Annotated in this window: 19 protein-coding genes and 1 tRNA gene; 11 read left to right on the top strand and 9 right to left on the bottom strand. The window is 63.8% G+C overall.

Annotated elements, in window-relative coordinates:
* The first annotated feature begins 296 nt into the window (after nt 1-296).
* From BLV45_RS02445 to BLV45_RS02465, 5 genes are all read left to right on the top strand, one after another.
* The gene (locus BLV45_RS02445) at nt 297-1,496 is read left to right on the top strand and encodes a branched-chain amino acid ABC transporter substrate-binding protein (protein ID WP_090528461.1); all 1,200 of its coding nucleotides are present in this window, start codon (nt 297-299) and stop codon (nt 1,494-1,496) included.
* Nucleotides 1,497-1,723: 227 nt separating this feature from the next.
* Nucleotides 1,724-2,674 (top strand): branched-chain amino acid ABC transporter permease, encoded by a 951-nt coding sequence (locus BLV45_RS02450; RefSeq protein WP_090528463.1) that lies wholly within the window; start codon nt 1,724-1,726, stop codon nt 2,672-2,674.
* Between the two features lie 13 nt (nt 2,675-2,687).
* Nucleotides 2,688-3,857 carry an ABC transporter permease subunit gene (locus BLV45_RS02455; RefSeq protein WP_090528466.1) on the top strand — a complete coding sequence of 390 codons (1,170 nt, stop codon included), beginning with the start codon at nt 2,688-2,690 and terminating at the stop codon, nt 3,855-3,857.
* Nucleotides 3,858-3,877: 20 nt separating this feature from the next.
* Nucleotides 3,878-4,654: an ABC transporter ATP-binding protein gene (locus tag BLV45_RS02460; RefSeq protein ID WP_090528468.1), complete on the top strand. Its 777-nt coding sequence runs from the start codon at nt 3,878-3,880 to the stop codon at nt 4,652-4,654.
* Entirely contained in the window at nt 4,654-5,370 is a 717-nt protein-coding gene (locus BLV45_RS02465) for an ABC transporter ATP-binding protein (RefSeq protein WP_090528471.1), read from the top strand. Before BLV45_RS02460 ends, BLV45_RS02465 begins: the two co-directional genes overlap by 1 nt.
* Before the next feature lie 66 nt (nt 5,371-5,436).
* Here BLV45_RS02465 and BLV45_RS02470 read toward each other — a convergent pair whose 3' ends face one another.
* From BLV45_RS02470 to BLV45_RS02480, 3 genes are all read right to left on the bottom strand, one after another.
* Nucleotides 5,437-5,919: a GNAT family acetyltransferase gene (locus BLV45_RS02470; protein WP_090528474.1), complete on the bottom strand. Its 483-nt coding sequence runs from the start codon at nt 5,917-5,919 to the stop codon at nt 5,437-5,439.
* Nucleotides 5,920-5,939: 20 nt separating this feature from the next.
* Nucleotides 5,940-7,124 carry an acetylornithine transaminase gene (locus tag BLV45_RS02475; protein ID WP_090528477.1) on the bottom strand — a complete coding sequence of 395 codons (1,185 nt, stop codon included), beginning with the start codon at nt 7,122-7,124 and terminating at the stop codon, nt 5,940-5,942.
* A gap of 299 nt (nt 7,125-7,423) precedes the next feature.
* Nucleotides 7,424-8,455 carry a CDP-6-deoxy-delta-3,4-glucoseen reductase gene (locus tag BLV45_RS02480; protein ID WP_090528480.1) on the bottom strand — a complete coding sequence of 344 codons (1,032 nt, stop codon included), beginning with the start codon at nt 8,453-8,455 and terminating at the stop codon, nt 7,424-7,426.
* A 67-nt stretch (nt 8,456-8,522) separates the two neighbouring features.
* Here BLV45_RS02480 and BLV45_RS02485 point away from each other — a divergent pair, with 67 nt between their 5' ends.
* Nucleotides 8,523-9,539 (top strand): NAD-dependent epimerase/dehydratase family protein, encoded by a 1,017-nt coding sequence (locus BLV45_RS02485; RefSeq protein ID WP_090528482.1) that lies wholly within the window; start codon nt 8,523-8,525, stop codon nt 9,537-9,539.
* Between the two features lie 161 nt (nt 9,540-9,700).
* On the opposite strand, the gene BLV45_RS02490 is transcribed toward BLV45_RS02485, so the two are convergent.
* Both BLV45_RS02490 and BLV45_RS02495 read right to left on the bottom strand, forming a co-directional pair.
* Nucleotides 9,701-9,889: a hypothetical protein gene (locus BLV45_RS02490; RefSeq protein ID WP_090528485.1), complete on the bottom strand. Its 189-nt coding sequence runs from the start codon at nt 9,887-9,889 to the stop codon at nt 9,701-9,703.
* A 168-nt stretch (nt 9,890-10,057) separates the two neighbouring features.
* Entirely contained in the window at nt 10,058-10,762 is a 705-nt protein-coding gene (locus BLV45_RS02495; RefSeq protein ID WP_090528487.1) for a pseudouridine synthase, read from the bottom strand.
* A 289-nt stretch (nt 10,763-11,051) separates the two neighbouring features.
* Between BLV45_RS02495 and BLV45_RS02500 the strand changes: the two genes are divergently transcribed.
* Nucleotides 11,052-12,431 carry an amino acid permease gene (locus BLV45_RS02500; RefSeq protein ID WP_090528492.1) on the top strand — a complete coding sequence of 460 codons (1,380 nt, stop codon included), beginning with the start codon at nt 11,052-11,054 and terminating at the stop codon, nt 12,429-12,431.
* A gap of 30 nt (nt 12,432-12,461) precedes the next feature.
* On the opposite strand, the gene BLV45_RS02505 is transcribed toward BLV45_RS02500, so the two are convergent.
* The gene (locus BLV45_RS02505; protein ID WP_090528495.1) at nt 12,462-13,193 is read right to left on the bottom strand and encodes an SDR family oxidoreductase; all 732 of its coding nucleotides are present in this window, start codon (nt 13,191-13,193) and stop codon (nt 12,462-12,464) included.
* A gap of 123 nt (nt 13,194-13,316) precedes the next feature.
* Between BLV45_RS02505 and BLV45_RS02510 the strand changes: the two genes are divergently transcribed.
* Nucleotides 13,317-14,246, top strand: a complete 930-nt coding sequence (locus BLV45_RS02510; protein WP_090528497.1) for a LysR family transcriptional regulator — start codon at nt 13,317-13,319, stop codon at nt 14,244-14,246.
* Nucleotides 14,247-14,369: 123 nt separating this feature from the next.
* Here the strand turns inward: BLV45_RS02510 and BLV45_RS02515 are convergent.
* A tRNA-Leu gene (locus tag BLV45_RS02515) sits at nt 14,370-14,454 on the bottom strand.
* 124 nt (nt 14,455-14,578) lie between these two features.
* The gene (gene hemN / locus BLV45_RS02520; RefSeq protein WP_090528500.1) at nt 14,579-15,970 is read right to left on the bottom strand and encodes an oxygen-independent coproporphyrinogen III oxidase; all 1,392 of its coding nucleotides are present in this window, start codon (nt 15,968-15,970) and stop codon (nt 14,579-14,581) included.
* A gap of 234 nt (nt 15,971-16,204) precedes the next feature.
* Between hemN and BLV45_RS02525 the strand changes: the two genes are divergently transcribed.
* From BLV45_RS02525 to BLV45_RS02535, 3 genes are all read left to right on the top strand, one after another.
* Nucleotides 16,205-16,540, top strand: coding sequence for a YkgJ family cysteine cluster protein (locus BLV45_RS02525; protein WP_090528503.1), 336 nt, complete (start codon nt 16,205-16,207; stop codon nt 16,538-16,540).
* A 67-nt stretch (nt 16,541-16,607) separates the two neighbouring features.
* Entirely contained in the window at nt 16,608-17,192 is a 585-nt protein-coding gene (locus tag BLV45_RS02530; RefSeq protein WP_090528505.1) for a DUF1439 domain-containing protein, read from the top strand.
* A 72-nt stretch (nt 17,193-17,264) separates the two neighbouring features.
* On the top strand, nt 17,265-18,098 hold the full coding sequence (locus BLV45_RS02535; RefSeq protein WP_090528508.1) for an undecaprenyl-diphosphate phosphatase: 834 nt from the start codon (nt 17,265-17,267) through the stop codon (nt 18,096-18,098).
* 99 nt (nt 18,099-18,197) lie between these two features.
* Here the strand turns inward: BLV45_RS02535 and trmB are convergent, their stop codons facing one another.
* Entirely contained in the window at nt 18,198-18,968 is a 771-nt protein-coding gene (gene trmB / locus BLV45_RS02540) for a tRNA (guanosine(46)-N7)-methyltransferase TrmB (protein ID WP_090528511.1), read from the bottom strand.
* Nucleotides 18,969-19,093: the final 125 nt, after the last annotated feature.

Consider the following 19,093-nt stretch of genomic DNA (forward strand, 5'->3'; position numbering starts at 1 on the left):
GCCATACAGATAAATCGCAAAATCAGCAGAACCGCGCTGCCATCAGGCGCCAACCAGGATTGCTGCAACACTTGATGCCCCGGGCCGGCGATGCTGGTGCAACTGATGCACGCATTAAGATCGCAACCAGGTTGCACCCATTCATCAGAATTGCTCCAAAAATGCGGTTGCAATGCAGGAAAACCCTGTCGGTTCAACAATATTGCCTATCGCATAATTGGAGTTACAATGCGCCCGTTCTCAGGGCTAGAGAGCCTCGGGACATCAGATTTTGCAAGGCGCAGGAGACCTGTTTAATGCGAGTCAAGTTTGCTCACGCCGTGACCATCGCGGCCGCGGTTGCGCTGCTGGCCGCGTGCAGCAAGAAAAACGATGGCGAGGCGGGCAATGGCGCATCGGCTGTTCCGGCAGCGGCTGCGCCGGCCAGCAACGCGACTGTCGTCCGGATCGGCCATGCCGCGCCGTTGACGGGGGGCATTGCGCACCTCGGCAAGGACAATGAGAACGGTGCGCGCCTCGCAGTCGAAGAGATCAACGCACAGGGTCTGACCATCGACGGGCATCGTATCCAGCTCGAACTCGACGCGCAGGACGACGCAGCCGACCCCAAAACGGGTACGCAGGTCGCGCAGAAGCTGGTCGACGACCATGTGGTCGGCGTGGTGGGTCACCTGAATTCGGGCGTATCGATTCCGGCGTCGAAGATCTATAGCGATGCGGGGATCGTGCAGATTTCGCCGTCCTCGACGAATCCGTCGTATACGCAGCAGGGTTTCAAGACGACGTATCGGGTCGTCGCGACCGACGCCCAGCAGGGCCCGGCGCTCGCCAACTACGCGACCGGCGCGCTGCATGCGAAGCGCGTCGCCGTGGTGGATGACGCGACGGCCTACGGCAAGGGTCTCGCCGACGAGTTCGCGAAGACGGTCGAGGCGAGCGGTGCGAAGGTCGTGGCGCGTGAGGCGACGACCGACAAGGCCACGGATTTCCGGGCCATTCTCACGAGGATCAAGAGTGTTCAGCCGGACGTCATCATGTACGGCGGCATGGACGCAACGGGCGGGCCGTTCACGAAGCAGGCGGCGGCGCTCGGAATCAGGGCAAAAATCCTTGGCGGCGACGGTGTGTGTACCGACAAGGTAGGGGAGCTGGCGGGAACCGCCGTGCAGAACCTGGTCTGTTCGGAAGCGGGACTGGCGCTTTCGAAAATGGACAAGGGAGCGGACTTCGAGAAGAAGTACGAAGACCGTTTCCACACGCCGGTGCAGATTTACGCGCCGTTCACGTATGACGCTGTGTACGTGATCGTCGATGCAATGAAGCGCGCCAACTCGATCGACGCGCCCAAGGTGCTGGCTGCGATGCCCTCCACCGACTACAACGGTGTAACCGGCCACATCGCATTCGACGACAAGGGTGATTTGAAAGAGGGCGCCATTACGCTGTACGACTTCAAGGACGGCAAGAAAGCGGTTCTCGACGTCGTAAAGATGTGATGACGGAACAGTCTGGCCTGACGGCACCGAACCACCTGACGGTGCCGTTTTTGCATCCGCACCGGGCATGCGGGCTGCTGCAACACAGCAGCCGTGCGAATCCGGAGCGGATAACCCTTACCGGTCTTTTATCAGTACCCGCAGTGCCGTTGCGATTCCGTGATTCATCCCGGTCTACCCGCCGGATGACGAGCGCGAATCCAGTCGCACGGGCTAAGGAGCATTAAATGGATATCTTCATCCAGCAGATCCTCAACGGACTGGTGCTTGGCAGCGTCTACGCCATCATCGCACTGGGCTATACGATGGTTTACGGCATTCTGGGCATCATCAACTTCGCGCACGGCGATGTGTTGATGGTGGGCGCGATGGTTGCGCTCTCGGCCATCGGCGTGCTGCAGAACCACTTCCCCGGGCTCGGCAACGTGGCCACGCTCTGCATCGCGCTGGTCATTGCCGCGGTTGTCTGCGCGGTCGTCGGCTATACGATCGAGCGGGTCGCCTACCGGCCGTTGCGTCGCGCGCCCCGTCTTGCACCGCTCATCACCGCGATCGGCGTATCGATCCTGCTGGAGACGCTTGCCATGATGATCTGGTCGCGTAACCCGCTGCCGTTCCCGCAACTGCTGCCGACCGACCCGATCAACGTGATCAGGGCCACCGACACGACACCGGGCGCCGTGATATCGGTGACGGAAATCGTGATCATCGTCGTGGCGTTCGTCGTGATGGCGGGGCTGCTGCTGCTCGTTCACAAGACGAAGCTCGGCCGTGCGATGCGGGCGATTGCCGAGAATCCCGGCAATGCCTCGCTGATGGGCGTGAATCCGAACTTCGTGATCTCGGCGACGTTCATGATCGGCTCGGCGCTGGCTGCTCTCGCCGGCGTGATGATCGCGTCGGAATACGGCAACGCGCACTTCTACATGGGCTTCATCCCGGGTCTCAAGGCCTTTACCGCGGCGGTGCTGGGCGGTATCGGGAATCTCGGCGGCGCGATGGTCGGCGGCGTGCTGCTCGGGCTGATCGAACAGCTCGGCGCGGGCTACATCGGCAACCTGACCGGCGGCGTATTCGGCAGTAACTACCAGGACGTGTTCGCATTCATCGTGCTGATCATCGTGCTGGTGTTCCGTCCGTCGGGGCTGCTCGGCGAACGTGTCGCGGATCGAGCATAAGGAGTAGAAGAACATGACTTCAATTCAACCGATCGAGCCGTCCACGACGCTCATCCCCGAGAAGAACCTGACGAAGACGCTGACCGTCGGCATCATCACCGCGATCTTCGTGATCGCGGCGCCGATGGTCATCGGCGCGGCAGGCGGCAACTACTGGGTCCGCGTGCTCGACTTCGCGATGCTGTACGTGATGCTGGCGCTCGGCCTTAACGTGGTGGTCGGCTTTGCCGGCCTGCTCGACCTGGGCTACATCGCGTTCTACGCGATCGGCGCGTACACGGCGGCGCTGCTGAGCTCGCCGCACCTGACCTCCCAGTTCGCATGGATCGCCCATCTGTTCCCGAACGGCCTGCACACTCCGATCTGGATTATCGCGCCGGTGGCCATGGCGTTCGCGGCGATCTTCGGGATTCTGCTCGGTGCGCCGACGCTGCGTCTGCGAGGCGACTATCTCGCGATCGTGACGTTGGGCTTCGGGGAAATCGTGCGGATTTTCATGAACAACCTCGACCGCCCGGTGAACATCACCAACGGTCCGAAGGGGATTACCGGTATCGATCCGGTCAACGTCGCCGGCTTCAACCTCGCGCACACCCACACGTTCCTGGGGTTCTCGTTCCCAAGCGTGTACATGTATTACTACCTGTTCGTGCTGTGCTCGCTGCTGGTGATCTGGGTGTGTACGCGTTTGCAGCACTCGCGTATCGGCCGCGCGTGGGCCGCGATCCGCGAAGACGAAATCGCCGCCAAGGCGATGGGCATCAACACCCGTAACGTGAAGCTGCTGGCCTTCGCAATGGGCGCGTCGTTCGGCGGCCTGTCGGGCGCGATGTTCGGCTCGTTCCAGGGCTTCGTGTCGCCGGAATCGTTCACGTTCTGGGAATCGGTGGTGGTGCTGGCGTGCGTGGTGCTGGGCGGCATGGGTCACATCCCGGGCGTGATTCTCGGCGCGGTGCTGCTCGCCGTGTTCCCGGAGTTCCTGCGCTCGACGATGGGTCCGCTGCAGAACTGGATCTTCGGCCACGAAATCGTCGACACGGAAGTGATCCGTCAGCTGCTGTACGGTCTCGCGATGGTGCTCATCATGCTGTACCGCTCGGAAGGCCTGTGGCCGTCGCCGAAGCATGAGGACAAGATCGCGAAACTGGCGAAGCGTAACGGCAAGAAGCCAGTGCGCGCCTGAGACCCTGTCGGAGAAATCATATGAGCGACAAAAAAATCCGTTTGTCCGTCCAGGGCGTGAACAAGCGCTTTGGCGGCCTGCAGGCCCTCTCCGACGTCGGGCTGCAGATCGAGGAAGGCACGATCTATGGCCTGATCGGCCCGAACGGGGCCGGCAAGACGACGTTCTTCAACGTGATCACGGGTCTGTACACGCCGGATTCGGGCGACTTCAAGCTCGACGGCGCGAACTACACGCCGACCGCGGTGTACCAGGTCGCGAAGGCGGGCATTGCGCGTACGTTCCAGAACATTCGTCTGTTCGGCGGCATGACCGCGCTGGAAAACGTGATGGTCGGCCGGCACGTGCGCACGAAGCACGGCCTGATCGGCGCGGTGCTGCAAACGCCCGCCGAGCGCAAGGAAGAGCGCGAAATCAAGGAACGCGCGCTGGAGCTGCTGGAGTACGTCGGCGTGCTGCAGTACGCGGACTACACGTCGCGCAACCTGTCGTACGGTCACCAGCGGCGTCTGGAAATCGCACGCGCGCTCGCGACCGATCCGAAGCTGCTCGCGCTCGACGAGCCGGCGGCCGGCATGAACGCGACGGAAAAGGTCGAGCTGACGAGACTGCTCGACAAGATCCGCGCGGACGGCAAGACGATCCTTCTGATCGAACACGATGTGAAGCTGGTGATGGGCCTGTGCAACCGCATGACAGTGCTCGATTACGGCAAGGTGATTGCTGAGGGTCTGCCGCACGACGTGCAGAAGAATCCGAAGGTGATCGAGGCTTACCTGGGCGCGGGGGTCCACTGATGGCTACGGCAATGTTGAAAATCAAGGGCCTGCAGGTCAATTACGGCGGCATCCAGGCGGTCAAGGGCATCGATCTCGAAATCGGGCAGGGCGAACTCGTCACGCTGATCGGCGCGAACGGCGCCGGCAAGACGACGACGATGAAGGCGATCACGGGCCTGAAGGCGTATTCGGCGGGCGACATCGAGTACATGGGCCAGTCGATCAAGGGGCTGCCCGCGCACGAACTGCTCAAGCGCGGTCTGGCGATGGTGCCGGAAGGCCGCGGCATCTTCGCGCGCATGTCGATTCTCGAGAACATGCAGATGGGCGCGTACCTGCGCGACGACACCGAGGGCATCAAGAAGGACGTCGAGCGCATGTTCGGCTTCTTCCCGCGCCTGAAGGAGCGTGCGACGCAGTACGCGGGCACGCTCTCGGGCGGCGAGCAGCAGATGCTGGCGATGGCGCGCGCGATCATCAGCAAGCCGAAGCTGCTGTTGCTGGACGAGCCGTCGATGGGCCTGTCGCCGATCATGGTCGAGAAGATCTTCGAAGTGGTGCGCGAAATCTCGAAGGAAGGCATCACGGTGATGCTGGTCGAGCAGAACGCGCGTCTGGCGTTGCAGGCGGCGAATCGCGGCTACGTGATGGACTCGGGTCTCGTCACGATGTCGGGCGACGCGAAGCAGATGCTCGACGATCCGAAGGTGCGCGCAGCGTATCTCGGCGAGTAAGCCGGCTGCGTCATCTGGCGTAAAGAGGAAAAAGCCGCATGCGTTGAAAAAACGCATGCGGCTTTTTTATTGCGCGGCGGTGTGGCTCGCCGTTGTTTCCGCGGTTTCGCCCAGGCGCTTGCCGAGACTGACCACTTCGTCCATGCGATAACCCAGCGCTTCGTAGAAGCCGCGCACGTCGGCTTTTGCCGACAGCACCTGCAGGTTCACCTTCGGACAACCGAGCGCGGTCAGCGCGTGCTCCGCATGCACGACGAGTCGCTTGCCGATGCCGCGCCGTCGCAGCGACGTATCGACGGCGAGCGAGTAGAGCCATCCGCGATGTCCGTCGTAGCCGGCCATGATCGTGCCGACGATCCGCCCGTCCGTTTCCGCGACGAAGAACAGCTCCGGCTGCGTCGCGAGCTTGTTCGCGATCGACAGGCGGGGATTGCGCTGCGGCCGGGTCACGTCCCGATACTCGGGGAACGCGTCCTGCCACAGCGCGACGACGGCATCGGTATCGGCGGCTTCGAAGCAGCGGATCGACGGCATGGCGTGCGATGTCATGTGACGGCGCGTGTCGACGCTTACAGCGAGTCGAGAATCGAACGCAGCATCGACATCATCTGGTCGATCTCGTCGTTCGTGACGTTGAGCGCCGGCATGAAACGTAGCAGGTTCGGGCGCGCCGCGTTCAGCAGCAGGCCGTCGGGCTGCATCTGACGCGCCTTCTCGACGATCTGGTTGCCGATGTCCTTGCCGAGCAGCAGCGCGCGCAGCAGGCCCTCGCCGCGTTCGCCAAGAAAGCCGCGCTCTTCGGACAGCGCCAGCAGCTGCGCGCGCAGATACTCGCCCCGTGCCCGCACGCCTTCGAGGAAGCCCGGCGCCGTCAGCTGCGAGATCACCGAATAGCCGACGGCCGTCATCAGCGGGTTGCCGTTGTATGTGCCGCCCTGGTCGCCCGCCTCGAACACCTGCACGTCGGCTTTCGCGAGGAGCGCCGCGAGCGGCACGCCGCCGCCGATGCCCTTGCCGAGCGTCATCACGTCCGGCTCGATGCCCGACAGCTCGTACGCGAAGAGCGTCCCGGCGCGGCCGCAGCCGCTCTGTACTTCGTCGACGATCAGGAGCAGGTTGTGCTGCTTCGTGAGCGCGCGCAGTTGCTGCATGAATTCACGCGTGGCGGGAATCACGCCGCCTTCGCCCTGGACCGGCTCGAGCATCACGGCGACGGTCTTCTTCGTGATCAGCTTTTCCACCGAGGCGATGTCGTTCAGATCGGCCTTCGGGAAGCCCGGTACCTGTGGCGCGTAGATCGTGTCCCAGCCCGGCTTGCCGCTCGCGGACATCGTCGCGAGCGTGCGGCCGTGGAAGCTGTGGTCGAACGTGATGATTTCGTACGCGCCGTCCTTGTGTTTGCGGCCCCACTTGCGCGCGAGCTTGATCGCGCCTTCGTTCGCTTCGGCGCCGCTGTTCGCGAAGAAAACCTTGTCGAAGCAGCTGTGCTGCGTGAGCAGATTCGCGAGCTTCGCCATCGGCTCGTTGTAGAACGCCGGCGACGGGTTGATCAGCGTGCGCGCCTGCTTTTCGAGCGCCTCGATCATGCCCTCGTTGCAGTGGCCGAGGCTGTTGACCGCCCAGCCCTGGATGAAGTCGAGGTAACGCTTGCCTTCGTTGTCGTAGATCCACGAACCCTTGCCGTGCGTGAAAACGATTTCGGGCCGGTTGGTGATGTACATCAGCGACTCGATCGGATACTCAGTGAATTTCATGACGGCGGGCTCCATCCGAAGCAGGGGGTTGAAGAAGGGACCGGAAATACAAAAAGCCACGGAGGTCCGTGGCTTTCATGATTCGAACAGCATGCACCCTGTGTAGGCGCGAATCCGTGACGAGCCAGCGGCACCCCTAAGGGAGCGGCGAGCGGCGACGTCGAAGTTCGGACTGGATGCGGTTCATGCGCGAAAGAATACGACAACGAGGCGGGCGGTGTAAACCGTCAATCGCGCGAACGAGTGATTTCTTGCCCACGCGACTGGCGCCATGACCGTATCGGCGGCCTGTCAGCGGCTCAAACCGGATTGGCCAGATCCGCGGCGCTGGTGAACGAATCCGCATAGAACTCGTCTTCCGGCAGCTTGTGGTGCGCGGTGAAATCGCGCTGCGCCGACTCGACCATCACCGGCGCGCCGCACGCGTACACCTGATAGCCCGACAGATCCGGCAGATCCTCGATCACGGCACGGTGAACGAAGCCTGTGCGGCCCGTCCATGCGTCGTCCGCGTCGGGCTCGGAGAGCACCGGCACGAAGCGGAAGTTCGGCACGTCCTTCGCCCATTGCTCCGCGTCTTCCAGCAGATACAGATCCTTCTTGCGGCGCGCGCCCCAGTAAAGGGTCATCGGCCGCTCGATGTTCTTGAAAATCGCGTGTTCGACGATCGCCTTGAGCGGCGCGAAGCCCGTCCCCGACGCGAGCAGCACGATCGGCTTGTCCGAATCCTCGCGCAGAAAGAACGTGCCGAGCGGCGCCTCGAAGCGCAGGATGTCGCGCTCCTTCAATGTGTTGAACACGTGATCGGTGAACACGCCACCGGGCATGTGACGGATGTGCAGCTCGATCGGACCTTCGGTGTGCGGCGCGCTCGCCATCGAATAGCTGCGGCGCTTGCCGTCCTTCAGGATGAACTCGAGGTACTGGCCGGCGAGATACTGCAGGCGTTCATTGGCCGGCAACTGAAGCTTCAGCACGACGACGTCGTCGGCCTTGCGCTCGACGGCATTGACGCGGCACGGGAGCTTCTTGACCTGCACGTCGCCGACGCCCGCCACCTCGCGGATATCGACTTCGAGATCGGAGCACGCCGTCGCGCAGCACAGCAGCGCCATGCCGCGGGTCTTTTCATCGTTCGACAGTGCCGACGACGAATGCTGGCGCTGCTCGATTTCGCCGACGAGGACCGTGCCCTTGCACGAGCCACATGCGCCGTTCTTGCAGCCGTACGGCAGACCCACGCCCTGGCGCAGGGCCGCGATCAGCACGGGTTCGTCGGGTTCCACCTGAAACTGCCGGCCGCTTTGCCGGAGCGTTACGTTAAATGCCATATATCGATCGAAAACGAAAAGTCGGGAATCGGTGCCAGCCGTGCTTGACGGCTACAATGCGTCCACCATGAAAGCGACACGAACTCTGCGCCGGCCGCGCGCGCTGATCGTCGGTTGCGGCGATGTCGGCATGCGCTGCGTCGAACTGCTGCGTCCGCGCGCCCATATCTTTGCCCTGACGAGCCACGAAGCGCGCCGCGCGGAATTGCGCGCGGCTGGCACCTCGCCGCTCGTCGGCGACCTGGACGTGCGTCGCAGCCTGAAACGTCTTGCGGGCCTCGCGCCCGTGGTGCTGCATCTCGCCCCGCCGCAGAAAACCGGCGACGACGATCGCCGTACCCGTGCGCTGCTCGCCGCGCTCGCTTCGCGCCGCATGCAGCCGGCGCGCGCCGCGTGTACGCCAGTCGCGCGGATGCGCCGTTCGCGCCTCGCATGGATGGATCGCGAAACAGCCAATATTGTACCCGACCGGGGTGTCCGGCTCGCCCGCCCAGCCGCGCCGCTGCGCGTCGTCTACGCGAGCACGACGGGCGTCTATGGCGATTGCGGGGGCGCGCTGATCGACGAAACGCGCAGCGCGCAGCCGGCCAACGACCGCGCGAAGCGCCGGGTGTCGGCGGAGCAGCAGTTGCGCGAGGCGACGGCGCGCGGGACGGTGGCCGCCACGGTCGCGCGGATTCCGGGCATCTACGCGGGCAACAGGCTGCCGCTCGCGCGGCTGGAGAAGGGCACACCCGCGCTGACCGAAGCCGACGATGTGTACACGAGCCACATTCACGCCGACGATCTCGCGGCGATCCTCGTGCGGATGTCGACGCATGGCAGACCGGGGCGCGTCGTCCACGCCTCGGACGATTCGACGCTGAAGATGGCGGCTTACTTCGACGCGGTTGCCGATGCCCATGGTTTGCCGCGTCCCCCGCGTGTCACGCGCGAAGAGGCCGAGGCTCAGCTTGAGCCGATGCTGCTGTCGTTCATGCGCGAATCGCGACGTCTTTTGAACACGAGGATGAAGCGCGAACTGCGGATGCGTTTGCGCTATCCGACGGTGCAGGATTTTCTGCGGACGAACGTGGATGCATGACGCGCCACGACGTGGTCGCAGTCAACGCTGAGGGCCCTCGCATTTCGAACAGGAAGCCCCAGCGAGCCATCACGCACGCCGCACACATCGCCGCGCATCGCTTCGGCGCGAAGCGATGCGGCATGCGGCGTCGCGCATCACACGCGTGATGCGAGCCAGACTCATGTAATCGCGGGTAGCGCTTCCAGCAGCACGAAGCACAGTAGCCCACCGATCAGCGCACCGATGAGGCTTGGAGGATAGCGGTGTCGCAGACGCATCATCGCCAGCGCACCGACGACGAGAACGATCCCGAGACACACGAACGCGATCGTCATTGTTGAAATTTCATAACCATCGTGGATGATCATGGCGTCCCTCCTTGAATACTTTTTAATCGTTGTTTAATTGAGTATAGAGCGGGACGTAAGGAAGGGCATGCTGCGGCGCAGCGCAACGGGCTCCTTTTTGCGCGGCAGTGTGAGATGGGTAACGCAGGCGCCCGGCAACGACGGCCCTCAAGCCGCGGCCTTCGGTGTTTACCCCGCTCGAAGCGCGGCGAGACTGGCTTCGTCGAGCCATTGCCATTCGCCTTCGGCGAGCGTCGCGGGAAGCGCGAGGCCGCCGATGCGCTCCCGATGCAGCGCCTCCACGCGGTTGCCCGCCGCCGCGACCATCCGCTTCACCTGATGATATTTGCCCTCCAGCACGGTGAGCTCGAGCGCGTGTTCGTCGCGCGCGCTGGCCGCGACTGCGGCGACCGGCGCGGACTCGCCGTGCAGAAGCACGCCGGCGCGCAATGCGTCGAGTTGCGCGTCGTCGAGCGGGTGACGGGTGGTGGCCAGATAGACCTTCGGCACCTTGCGTTTCGGCGACGTGAATGCGTGAACGAACTGGCCGTCGTCGGAGAGCAGCAGCAGGCCCGTCGTGTCCTGATCGAGGCGCCCGACGCATTGCACGCCCCGCGTCGCGAACTGCGGCGGCAGCAGGTTGAACACGCTCAGATGATGCTGCGGATCGCGCGAGCATTCGTAGCCCGCGGGCTTGTTCAACAGGATGTAGGCGTGCTCGTGATAACGCCACGCAGTATCGTCGACGACGAAGGTCAGCGTGTCGGTGGGGAAGTCGGCATCGGCGTCGGCGCAGACCACGCCGTCGATCGATACATGGCCGCCGGTGACGAGTGCGCGGCACTGGCGTCGTGAGCCGAAACCCTGGGAAAACAGCACGCGTTCAAGATTCATCGAAGAGCAGAAGGACGGAGTGGCGGCGGTGTCGCACGCGGTGAATGGACGACTCCGCGCGCACCGGATGACGGTGCCATGGCCCGTCGCATCGCGTGCATTTTACCCGGTGGGCCGTTCAGGTTCGAATCGCAGGAAGCCTGTGCCGCAAGCTGGCTGCCGCTACCCGTAAACGCAAGACGCGCGCGAGTTAGAATCGAGGGCCTGGCCGGGCCTGCGTCGCGAAGTGGGACAACAGCGGTGGCAACAGCACCCGGCATCTGGTTTTCTGACAGCAAGGCGCAACACTTTGAATAGTCCACAGCATCACGACGGCCTGAAACGCGGCCTGAAGAATCGTCATATCCAGTTGATCGCGCTGGGCGGCGCGATCGGCACCGGCCTCTTTCTCGGCTCGGCGAGCGTATTGCAGGCGGCGGGTCCGTCGATGATTCTCGGTTACGCGATCGGCGGCATCATCGCGTTTTTCATCATGCGCCAGCTGGGCGAAATGGTCGCGCAGGAACCGGTCGCCGGATCGTTCAGCCACTTCGCCTACAAATACTGGGGCGACTTTCCGGGCTTCCTGTCAGGCTGGAATTACTGGGTGCTGTATGTGCTCGTCAGCATGGCCGAACTCACGGCAGTCGGCACGTATGTGCATTACTGGTGGCCCGGCGTGCCGACGTGGGTCTCGGCGCTCGTGTGTTTTGTCGCCGTCAACGCGATCAATCTGGCGAACGTGAAGGCGTACGGCGAGACCGAGTTCTGGTTCGCGATCGTCAAGGTCGTGGCGGTGATCGGCATGATCCTGTTTGGCGGTTATCTGCTCGTGAGCGGTCATGGCGGACCGCAGGCGTCGGTCACGAACCTGTGGCGTCACGGCGGCTTCTTCCCGCATGGCTTTCATGGGCTCTTCATGATGCTCGCGGTCATCATGTTTTCGTTCGGTGGGCTGGAGCTGATCGGCATCACCGCCGCCGAAGCCGACAACCCGCAAAAGAGCATTCCCAAAGCCGTGAATCAGGTGATCTACCGGATCCTGATTTTCTACATCTGCTCGCTCGCGGTGCTGCTTGCGCTGTATCCGTGGAACCAGGTGGCGTCCGGCGGCAGCCCGTTCGTGATGATCTTCTCGCAGATCGGCGCGGGCCTGACGGCGGATGTCCTCAACATCGTCGTGCTGACGGCCGCGCTGTCGGTCTACAACAGCGGCGTGTATGCGAATAGCCGCATGCTGTACGGCCTCGCGGAGCAGGGCAACGCGCCGCGCGCGCTGCTGAAGGTCGACCGCCGCGGCGTGCTGTACAGGGCGATCGGACTCTCCGCGCTCGCGACGTTCGCGTGCGTGATCATCAACTATCTGATTCCGGCGGAAGCGCTTGGCGTGCTGATGGCGCTCGTCGTCGCGGCGCTCGTGATCAACTGGTCGCTGATCAGCCTGACGCATTTGAAGTCGCGCAGGGCGATGGTGCAGGCCGGCGAGACGCTCGTCTTCAAGTCGCTCTGGTATCCGCTCAGCAACTGGATCTGTCTCGCGTTCATGGCGATGATCCTCGTGATTCTCGTGATGACGCCCGGGCTCGCCGTTTCGGTTTTGCTCGTGCCCGTGTGGCTGATCCTGATGTGGGCGGGTTATGTCGCGAAGCGCCGCTCCGCGGCGAAGCTCGTGCGCACCGGCAACGCGTAAGCGCGCGCCCGCCGTCCGCGCGCGCAGGCTTCAGACAATTCCGCCGTTGGCGCGCAGCGTCTGGCCGTTGATCCATGCGCCATCCGGGCCGACGAGAAAGGCGACGGCGGCAGCGATGTCGTCCGGCGTGCCGAGGCGCTCGAGCGGCGCAGCTTTGGCGAGCCTGTCGATCGTTTCCGGCGACTTGCCCGTGAGGAACAGGTCGGTGGCCGTCGGTCCCGGCGCGACCGCGTTGACCGTGATGTCGCGACCGCGCATTTCTCTCGCGAGGATGTTCGTCATCGTTTCGATTGCGGACTTCGTGGCGCCGTAGACCGCGTAGCCCGGGTAGCCGAGACCGATCACGCTCGTCGAGAAGTTGACGATCCGGCCGCCGTCGTTCAGGCGCGTTGCGGCTTCGCGCATCGTGTTGAAGCTGCCCTTGAGGTTGATCGCGAAAACGCGGTCGAACGTGTCGTCGTCGTGTTCGGCGAGCGGTTTCACCGCGGGCATGATGCCGGCGTTGTTCACGAGAACGTCGATCTTGCCGAGCTGCGCTTCGATTGCGTCGAACATCTCGCGCACCGACTTCGCGCTCGACACATCCGCCTTCATGGCGAGCGCCTTGCCGCCCGCCGCGGCGATGTCCGCGACGACGGCGTCGGCTTCCTCGACGCGATTCGAATAATTCACGACGACGGTCATGCCGTCGCGCGCCAGACGCTTCGCGATGCTGGCGCCGATGCCGCGGGATGCGCCGGTAACGAGTGCGATCTTGCTCATGATGCTGCTCCCTGGGTGGATTCGAAAGGGTTCGGTGATGCTGTGAACGCATTCTGCGCGCGCTATCGGATTGGATAAATACGATAGGATTGCCATAACTGTGCAATCTGGATCAACAATCGTATGGACCGCTTTCATTCGATGCAGGTGTTCACGCGGATCGTCGAGCTGGGCAGCTTCACGGGCGCGGCCGACGCACTGAACCTGCCGCGCGCCACCGTCACGCACGCGATCAAGCAGCTCGAAGCGCGGCTTGGCGTGCGTCTGCTTCAGCGCACGACGCGCAGCGTCAGCGCGACGCTCGATGGCGACGCGTACTACCGGCGCTGCGTGCGGCTGCTGGCCGACCTGGAGGAGACGGAATCGGTTTTCACGGAGGCTTCGCTGAAGCCGAAGGGCAAGCTGCGGGTCGACATGCAGGCCACGCTCGCGCACGAGATCGTGCTGCCCGAACTGGCCGCGTTCTGCGAGCGGTATCCGGAGCTGGACCTGGATATCGGCTTCGGCGATCGCACCGTCGACATGGTGCGCGAGGGTTTCGACTGCGTGCTGCGCGCCGGCACGCCGAAGGATTCGACGATGGTGGCGCGCCGGCTCGCCGACATGGCGCAGGTGACGTGCGCGAGCAGCGTGTATCTCGACCGTCACGGCGAGCCGCGAACACTCGAGGATCTGAAAGACCACTGGGCGGTGAATTACACGCTGGCCGCGACGGGGCGTGCGTGGCCGTTCGAATTCGTGATCGACGGCGCGCGGCGCGAGATTGAGATGAAGGGGCGCATTTCGGTATCGAACGCGGATGCGTACTTCTCGTGCTGTGTCGCGGGAATGGGGCTCGTGCAGGTGCCGCGATATCACGCGGTGCGAGCCATCGCGAACGGCACGGTGCGCGAAGTGCTGAAAAACTGTCCACTGCCGACGATGCCGGTTTCGGCGATGTATCCGCATCACCGGCAGTTGTCGCCGCGTGTGCGGGTGTTCGTGGACTGGCTGGCGGGGCTTTTCGGCCAGTGGGACGCGGGTGCGGCGGGCGGCGCCGCGCGCGTGGGTTGAACGGCGACGGGGGGCTGAATGTTCAGGTGTGAAAAAACAAAACCCGCGGCATCGTCATGATGGGCGCGGTTTTTTCGTTGCTGCTTTTTGACTGCGTGGTTTTTACTGCATGAAGCGATGTTCTGGTGCCCAGGGCCGGACTCGAACCGGCACGCCTTGCGGCGGGGGATTTTGAGTCCCCTGCGTCTACCTGTTTCACCACCTGGGCTTGTGGGCCATGCCTTGATATTTCCTCGCGCAAGAGAAATCCGGCGCTGCGGGAAACGCGGATTATGGCTGAAAACGCGTCCGCGGGCAAGTTGCCGGCGGGCCTGCCGCAGCCGCGACGGCCCTCAAAGCGTGCGCGAAAACCGCTCCAGCGTCTGCTGGCCGAGATAGCGATCGAACACCATGGCGATATTGCGCACCAGCATCCGGCCAGCGGGCAGCACATCGAGACGCCGCGCGCCGATCGACACGAGCCCGTCGTCCGCGAACGATTGCAGGCGGACGAGTTCCGGCGCGAACGCTTCGGTGAAACAGATGCCGTACGTCGCGTCGAATTCGTCGAAACGCAGTTCGAGATTGCACATCAGTTGCGTGATGACGTCGCGACGCAGCCGGTCGTCGTGTGTCAGGCGCACGCCGCGCGTGATCGCGAGGCGACCCGCATCGATCGCTTCGGTCCATGCGGGCAGTTCTTTCTCGTTCTGCGCGTACACATCGCCGACCTTGCCGATCGACGACGCGCCAAAGCCGATCAGATCGCATTCCGCCCGCGTGCTGTAGCCCTGGAAATTACGGTGCAGCGTGCGCTGCGCCTGCGCGCGGGCGAGTTCATCGGAGGGCAGCGCGAAGTGATCCATGCCGATGTACACGTATCCCGCATCGGTCAGGCGCTCGACCACGCGACGCAGGATCGCGAGGCGCACTTCCGGCGAGGGCAGCGTTGCCGGGTCCATCTGGCGTTGCATCTTGAAGCGTTGCGGCATGTGCGCATAACCGAACACCGATAGCCGGTCCGGCGAGAGTGCGAGCATCGTGTCGAGCGTGTCGCTGAAGCTGTCGACGGTTTGATGCGGCAGGCCGTAAATCAGATCGACGCCGATCGAATGGAAACCGTGTGCGCGCGCCGCATGCATCACGCTACGTGTCATTTCGACGGGCTGGATGCGGTTGATGGCCTGCTGCACGCGCGGATCGAAATCCTGCACGCCGAGACTCAGGCGGTTGAAGCCCATCGAGCGCAGGTGCGCAACCGTTTCCGGCGAAGCCTCGCGCGGGTCGACCTCGATCGAATATTCACCGTGCGCGTCGGGCGCGAGCTGGAAATGTTCGCGCGTGACCGCCATCAGTTCGGCCATTTCGTCGTGCGAGAGAAACGTCGGCGTGCCGCCGCCCCAGTGCAGTTGCGACACGACACGCGTCGTATCGAACAACGCCGCCTGCAACGCAACCTCGCGTTTCAACCGGTCGAGATAGGGACGCGCATGCGCACGGTTTTTCGTCACGACCTTGTTGCAGCCGCAATAGAAGCAGACGGTGTCGCAAAACGGAATGTGAAAATACAGCGAGAGGTCGGTGCCTGCCGCGCCAGGATCGGCGGCGGCGCGCGTGTAGTCGGTCAGACTGAAATCGTCGCGGAACTGAAGTGCCGTTGGATAGGACGTATACCGTGGGCCGTTTGCGTTGTACTTCGCGAGGAGGTCGGGGCGAAAGAGCGTGTGGGTATCGGCGGCGGTCATGGGCGTGGTGTGCCGGCGCGGCGCTGAACGAAGCGCGCGCCATCGGCATCCGGAGATCGGGGCGCGTCGGGCAGCGCGGGCGCCTTGTGGGCGTGGCGTTTCGAACCCGACGAGTGTACGTGAGCGCTTTCGATGAACCTTGTGTAAAAAGGTCGCACGCGCGGCGATGGCACAATGCGGGTCGGGCGTACGCCCGCCTCTGTCAGAAGGTTGTGTTTCAGGAATTGCGTCGTGATGGTTGCTTCGTTGAAGGTTTCTCCGTTTGCCGTGCCGGACCATGCGTGCCGCCCCGATTGCGGCGCGTGCTGCATCGCGCCTTCGATTTCGAGCCCGATTCCCGGCATGCCGGACGGCAAGCCCGCCGGCGTGCGGTGCGTGCAGCTCGGCGACGATCTGCGCTGCGCGATTTTCGGTGCGCCGGAGCGTCCCGCGTGCTGTTCCGGGCTGCAACCGCAAACGGACATGTGCGGCACGACGCGCACCGAAGCGTTCGCGTGGCTCTCGAAGCTCGAAGCCGATACACAGCCTTCGCGGCCTTCGCGGCCAGCGCAGTCGCTACCGTTATCGTGAGCGCAGCAAAGACGGCATTCATCCCGATCCGCTACACGTTCGACATGGTTTCAACAGGAGGTTTCGCATGACTCAAGCCGCCGCGCCAGCGAGGCGCCGGTTCCTGCTCGCCGCGTGCGCCGTGGCTGGCATCAGCGTTTCGCTGGCCGCGTGTGCCGCGTCGACGTTTCCGTTCATTCCGGATCACTACACGTTCTCGCCGCAGCAGGTGCAGGAAGCCGTGCAACGCAAGTTTCCGTATCAGCGGACGGTCTCGCAGGTGTTCGATGTCGCCCTGACGAATCCGGTCGTCGGCTTTCTGCCGGACGCGAACCGTGTGTCCGTGAAGCTCGACGCGCGACTGGCGAGCCCGTTCATGCCGCAGCCGGTGAATGGCGTGTTCACGCTGTCGAGCCAGCTTGCCTACGACGCGGCGATGCACGCGGTCGTGCTGAAGCAGCCGACGGTCGACAACGTCGCGGTCAGCGGCGACGCGCAAGCCTACACGCAGCAGATCAACGCCGCCGCCGCGGTGCTTGCGACGCAGCTGCTCACCAACTATCCGATCTACACGTTCAAGCCCGAAGAGTTGCAATTTGCCGGTGTGAACTACGAACCCGGTACAATCACTATCCTTACAAACGGCATACGTGTGCAGATCGTCGAAAAATGACGGATGCGCGGCCGGCTGGGCCGCGCGACTCTGGCTGGCCCGCTCAGAACATCTTCAGAAAAAGGGCCCCGGATGGACTGGATATTGATCTGCAAGGCGCTGGTTCTTGGCGTCGTCGAAGGTTTGACGGAGTTTTTGCCTGTGTCGAGCACCGGGCATCTGATCGTTGCTGGCAGCCTGCTCAACTTCAATCCCCCACAGGCGAAGACGTTCGACGTCGTGATCCAGCTCGGCGCGATTTTCGCGGTGTGCTGGGAATATCGCCGCAAGATCGGCAGCGTCGTGAGCGGCCTGCCATCGCAGCCTGCCGCGCGACGCTTCACGTTGAACGTGATCATCGCGACGATTCCCGCGGTCGTGCTCGGTCTGCTGTTCGAAAAGACGATCAAGGCTGCGCTGTTCTCGCCGGTGCCGGTTGCGCTGGCGCTGGTGACCGGCGGCCTCGTGATCCTGTGGGCGGAGGCGCGTCAGCGTGACCGGGGCGCCGCGCCGCGCGTGCATTCGGTCGACGATCTCACGCCGCTCGACGCGCTCAAGGTCGGCGTCGCCCAGTGCTTCGCGCTGGTGCCGGGCATGTCGCGCTCGGGCTCGACGATCATCGGCGGGATGCTGTTCGGTCTCGACCGGCGCGTCGCCACCGAGTTCTCGTTTTTCCTCGCGATTCCGATCATCTTCGGCGCGACGCTCTACGAGATGCTCAAAAGCTGGCACACGCTGACCACCGATGCGCTCGGCCTCTTTGCAATCGGCCTGATCGCCGCGTTCATCAGCGCGTTCGCGTGCGTGCGCTGGTTGTTGCGTTACATCGCTGCCCACGATTTCACGGTGTTCGCGTGGTACCGGATCGGCTTCGGTCTGCTGATCTTGCTGATCGGTTATAGCGGTGGGTTGAGCTGGGCCGATTGAAATTGCGCACGTGGGTTGCGCACGTTGGAATGACAAAGGACCGCCTGGTGTGAACCGCGGTCCTTTTTCGTTTTCATTGCCGGCGATATCCGGCTGCGCTCAGTTGCCCGAGCGCCGGCGAAAGACGAGATCCCACACACCGTGCCCGAGCCGCAAACCGCGGCGCTCGAATTTCGTCACCGGACGATATTCCGGACGCGGCGCGTAGCCGTCGGCGGTGTTCTCGAGCGCGGGTTCGGCGCCGAGCACTTCCAGCATCTGCTCGGCGTAGTTCTGCCAGTCGGTGGCGCAGTGCAGATAGGCGCCCGGCTTGAGCCGCGACACAAGCAGCGCGACGAACTTCGGCTGGATCAGGCGGCGCTTGTGATGGCGCGCCTTGTGCCACGGATCGGGGAAGAAGATATGCACGCCGTCGAGGCTTTCCGGCGCGATCATCTGTTCGAGCACTTCCACGGCATCGTGCTGGATGATGCGGATATTCGTCAGCGACTGTTCACCGATCAGCTTCAGCAATGCACCGACGCCCGGCTCATGTACTTCGACGCCGAGGAAGTCGTCGCCGGCGCGATGCGCGGCGATCTCCGCGGTCGTCGCGCCCATGCCGAATCCGATTTCCAGCACGCGCGGCGCCGCGCGACCGAACACGATGTTCCAGTCGGGCTGTTCGCCGGAAAACGGCACGACGAAGCGCGGACCGAACTCATCCATCGCGCGACGCTGGCCCGTCGAAACGCGCCCCGCACGGGTGACGAAGCTGCGGATGCGGCGCAGATGCAGCGCGTCGGGCGACGGTGCGTTGCCGGTTTCGCTGGAGAGATCGTCGGTGGCTTCTGAGGCGGACGGACGGGTTTCGTTCGGGTCGTGGATCATCGTCGATGACTGCAAGGGTGAGGGCGCCGGCCGGGCGCGATGCCCGCGATGGCCACGCCGTGATACGTCAGCGGGAATGTTGACGGCGGCGCGTTTGCCGCCGCCCTGACGAAAAAGCCGCCTTC

The sequence above is a fragment of the Paraburkholderia sartisoli genome (genome assembly GCF_900107685.1).
Classification (GTDB): domain Bacteria; phylum Pseudomonadota; class Gammaproteobacteria; order Burkholderiales; family Burkholderiaceae; genus Paraburkholderia; species Paraburkholderia sartisoli.

Bases quoted from the DNA above. Each gene is read 5' to 3' on its own strand.
- trmB (WP_090528511.1), bottom strand. From the start codon at position 18,968: ATGATCCACGACCCGAACGAAACCCGTCCGTCCGCCTCAGAAGCCACC.
- BLV45_RS02510 (WP_090528497.1), top strand. From the start codon at position 13,317: ATGGACCGCTTTCATTCGATGCAGGTGTTCACGCGGATCGTCGAGCTG.
- BLV45_RS02475 (WP_090528477.1), bottom strand. From the start codon at position 7,124: ATGAAATTCACTGAGTATCCGATCGAGTCGCTGATGTACATCACCAAC.
- BLV45_RS02505 (WP_090528495.1), bottom strand. From the start codon at position 13,193: ATGAGCAAGATCGCACTCGTTACCGGCGCATCCCGCGGCATCGGCGCC.
- BLV45_RS02525 (WP_090528503.1), top strand. From the start codon at position 16,205: ATGGTTGCTTCGTTGAAGGTTTCTCCGTTTGCCGTGCCGGACCATGCG.
- BLV45_RS02450 (WP_090528463.1), top strand. From the start codon at position 1,724: ATGGATATCTTCATCCAGCAGATCCTCAACGGACTGGTGCTTGGCAGC.
- BLV45_RS02455 (WP_090528466.1), top strand. From the start codon at position 2,688: ATGACTTCAATTCAACCGATCGAGCCGTCCACGACGCTCATCCCCGAG.
- BLV45_RS02495 (WP_090528487.1), bottom strand. From the start codon at position 10,762: ATGAATCTTGAACGCGTGCTGTTTTCCCAGGGTTTCGGCTCACGACGC.
- BLV45_RS02445 (WP_090528461.1), top strand. From the start codon at position 297: ATGCGAGTCAAGTTTGCTCACGCCGTGACCATCGCGGCCGCGGTTGCG.
- BLV45_RS02485 (WP_090528482.1), top strand. From the start codon at position 8,523: ATGAAAGCGACACGAACTCTGCGCCGGCCGCGCGCGCTGATCGTCGGT.
- BLV45_RS02465 (WP_090528471.1), top strand. From the start codon at position 4,654: ATGGCTACGGCAATGTTGAAAATCAAGGGCCTGCAGGTCAATTACGGC.
- BLV45_RS02530 (WP_090528505.1), top strand. From the start codon at position 16,608: ATGACTCAAGCCGCCGCGCCAGCGAGGCGCCGGTTCCTGCTCGCCGCG.
- BLV45_RS02490 (WP_090528485.1), bottom strand. From the start codon at position 9,889: ATGATCATCCACGATGGTTATGAAATTTCAACAATGACGATCGCGTTC.
- BLV45_RS02535 (WP_090528508.1), top strand. From the start codon at position 17,265: ATGGACTGGATATTGATCTGCAAGGCGCTGGTTCTTGGCGTCGTCGAA.
- BLV45_RS02480 (WP_090528480.1), bottom strand. From the start codon at position 8,455: ATGGCATTTAACGTAACGCTCCGGCAAAGCGGCCGGCAGTTTCAGGTG.
- BLV45_RS02460 (WP_090528468.1), top strand. From the start codon at position 3,878: ATGAGCGACAAAAAAATCCGTTTGTCCGTCCAGGGCGTGAACAAGCGC.
- BLV45_RS02470 (WP_090528474.1), bottom strand. From the start codon at position 5,919: ATGACATCGCACGCCATGCCGTCGATCCGCTGCTTCGAAGCCGCCGAT.
- hemN (WP_090528500.1), bottom strand. From the start codon at position 15,970: ATGACCGCCGCCGATACCCACACGCTCTTTCGCCCCGACCTCCTCGCG.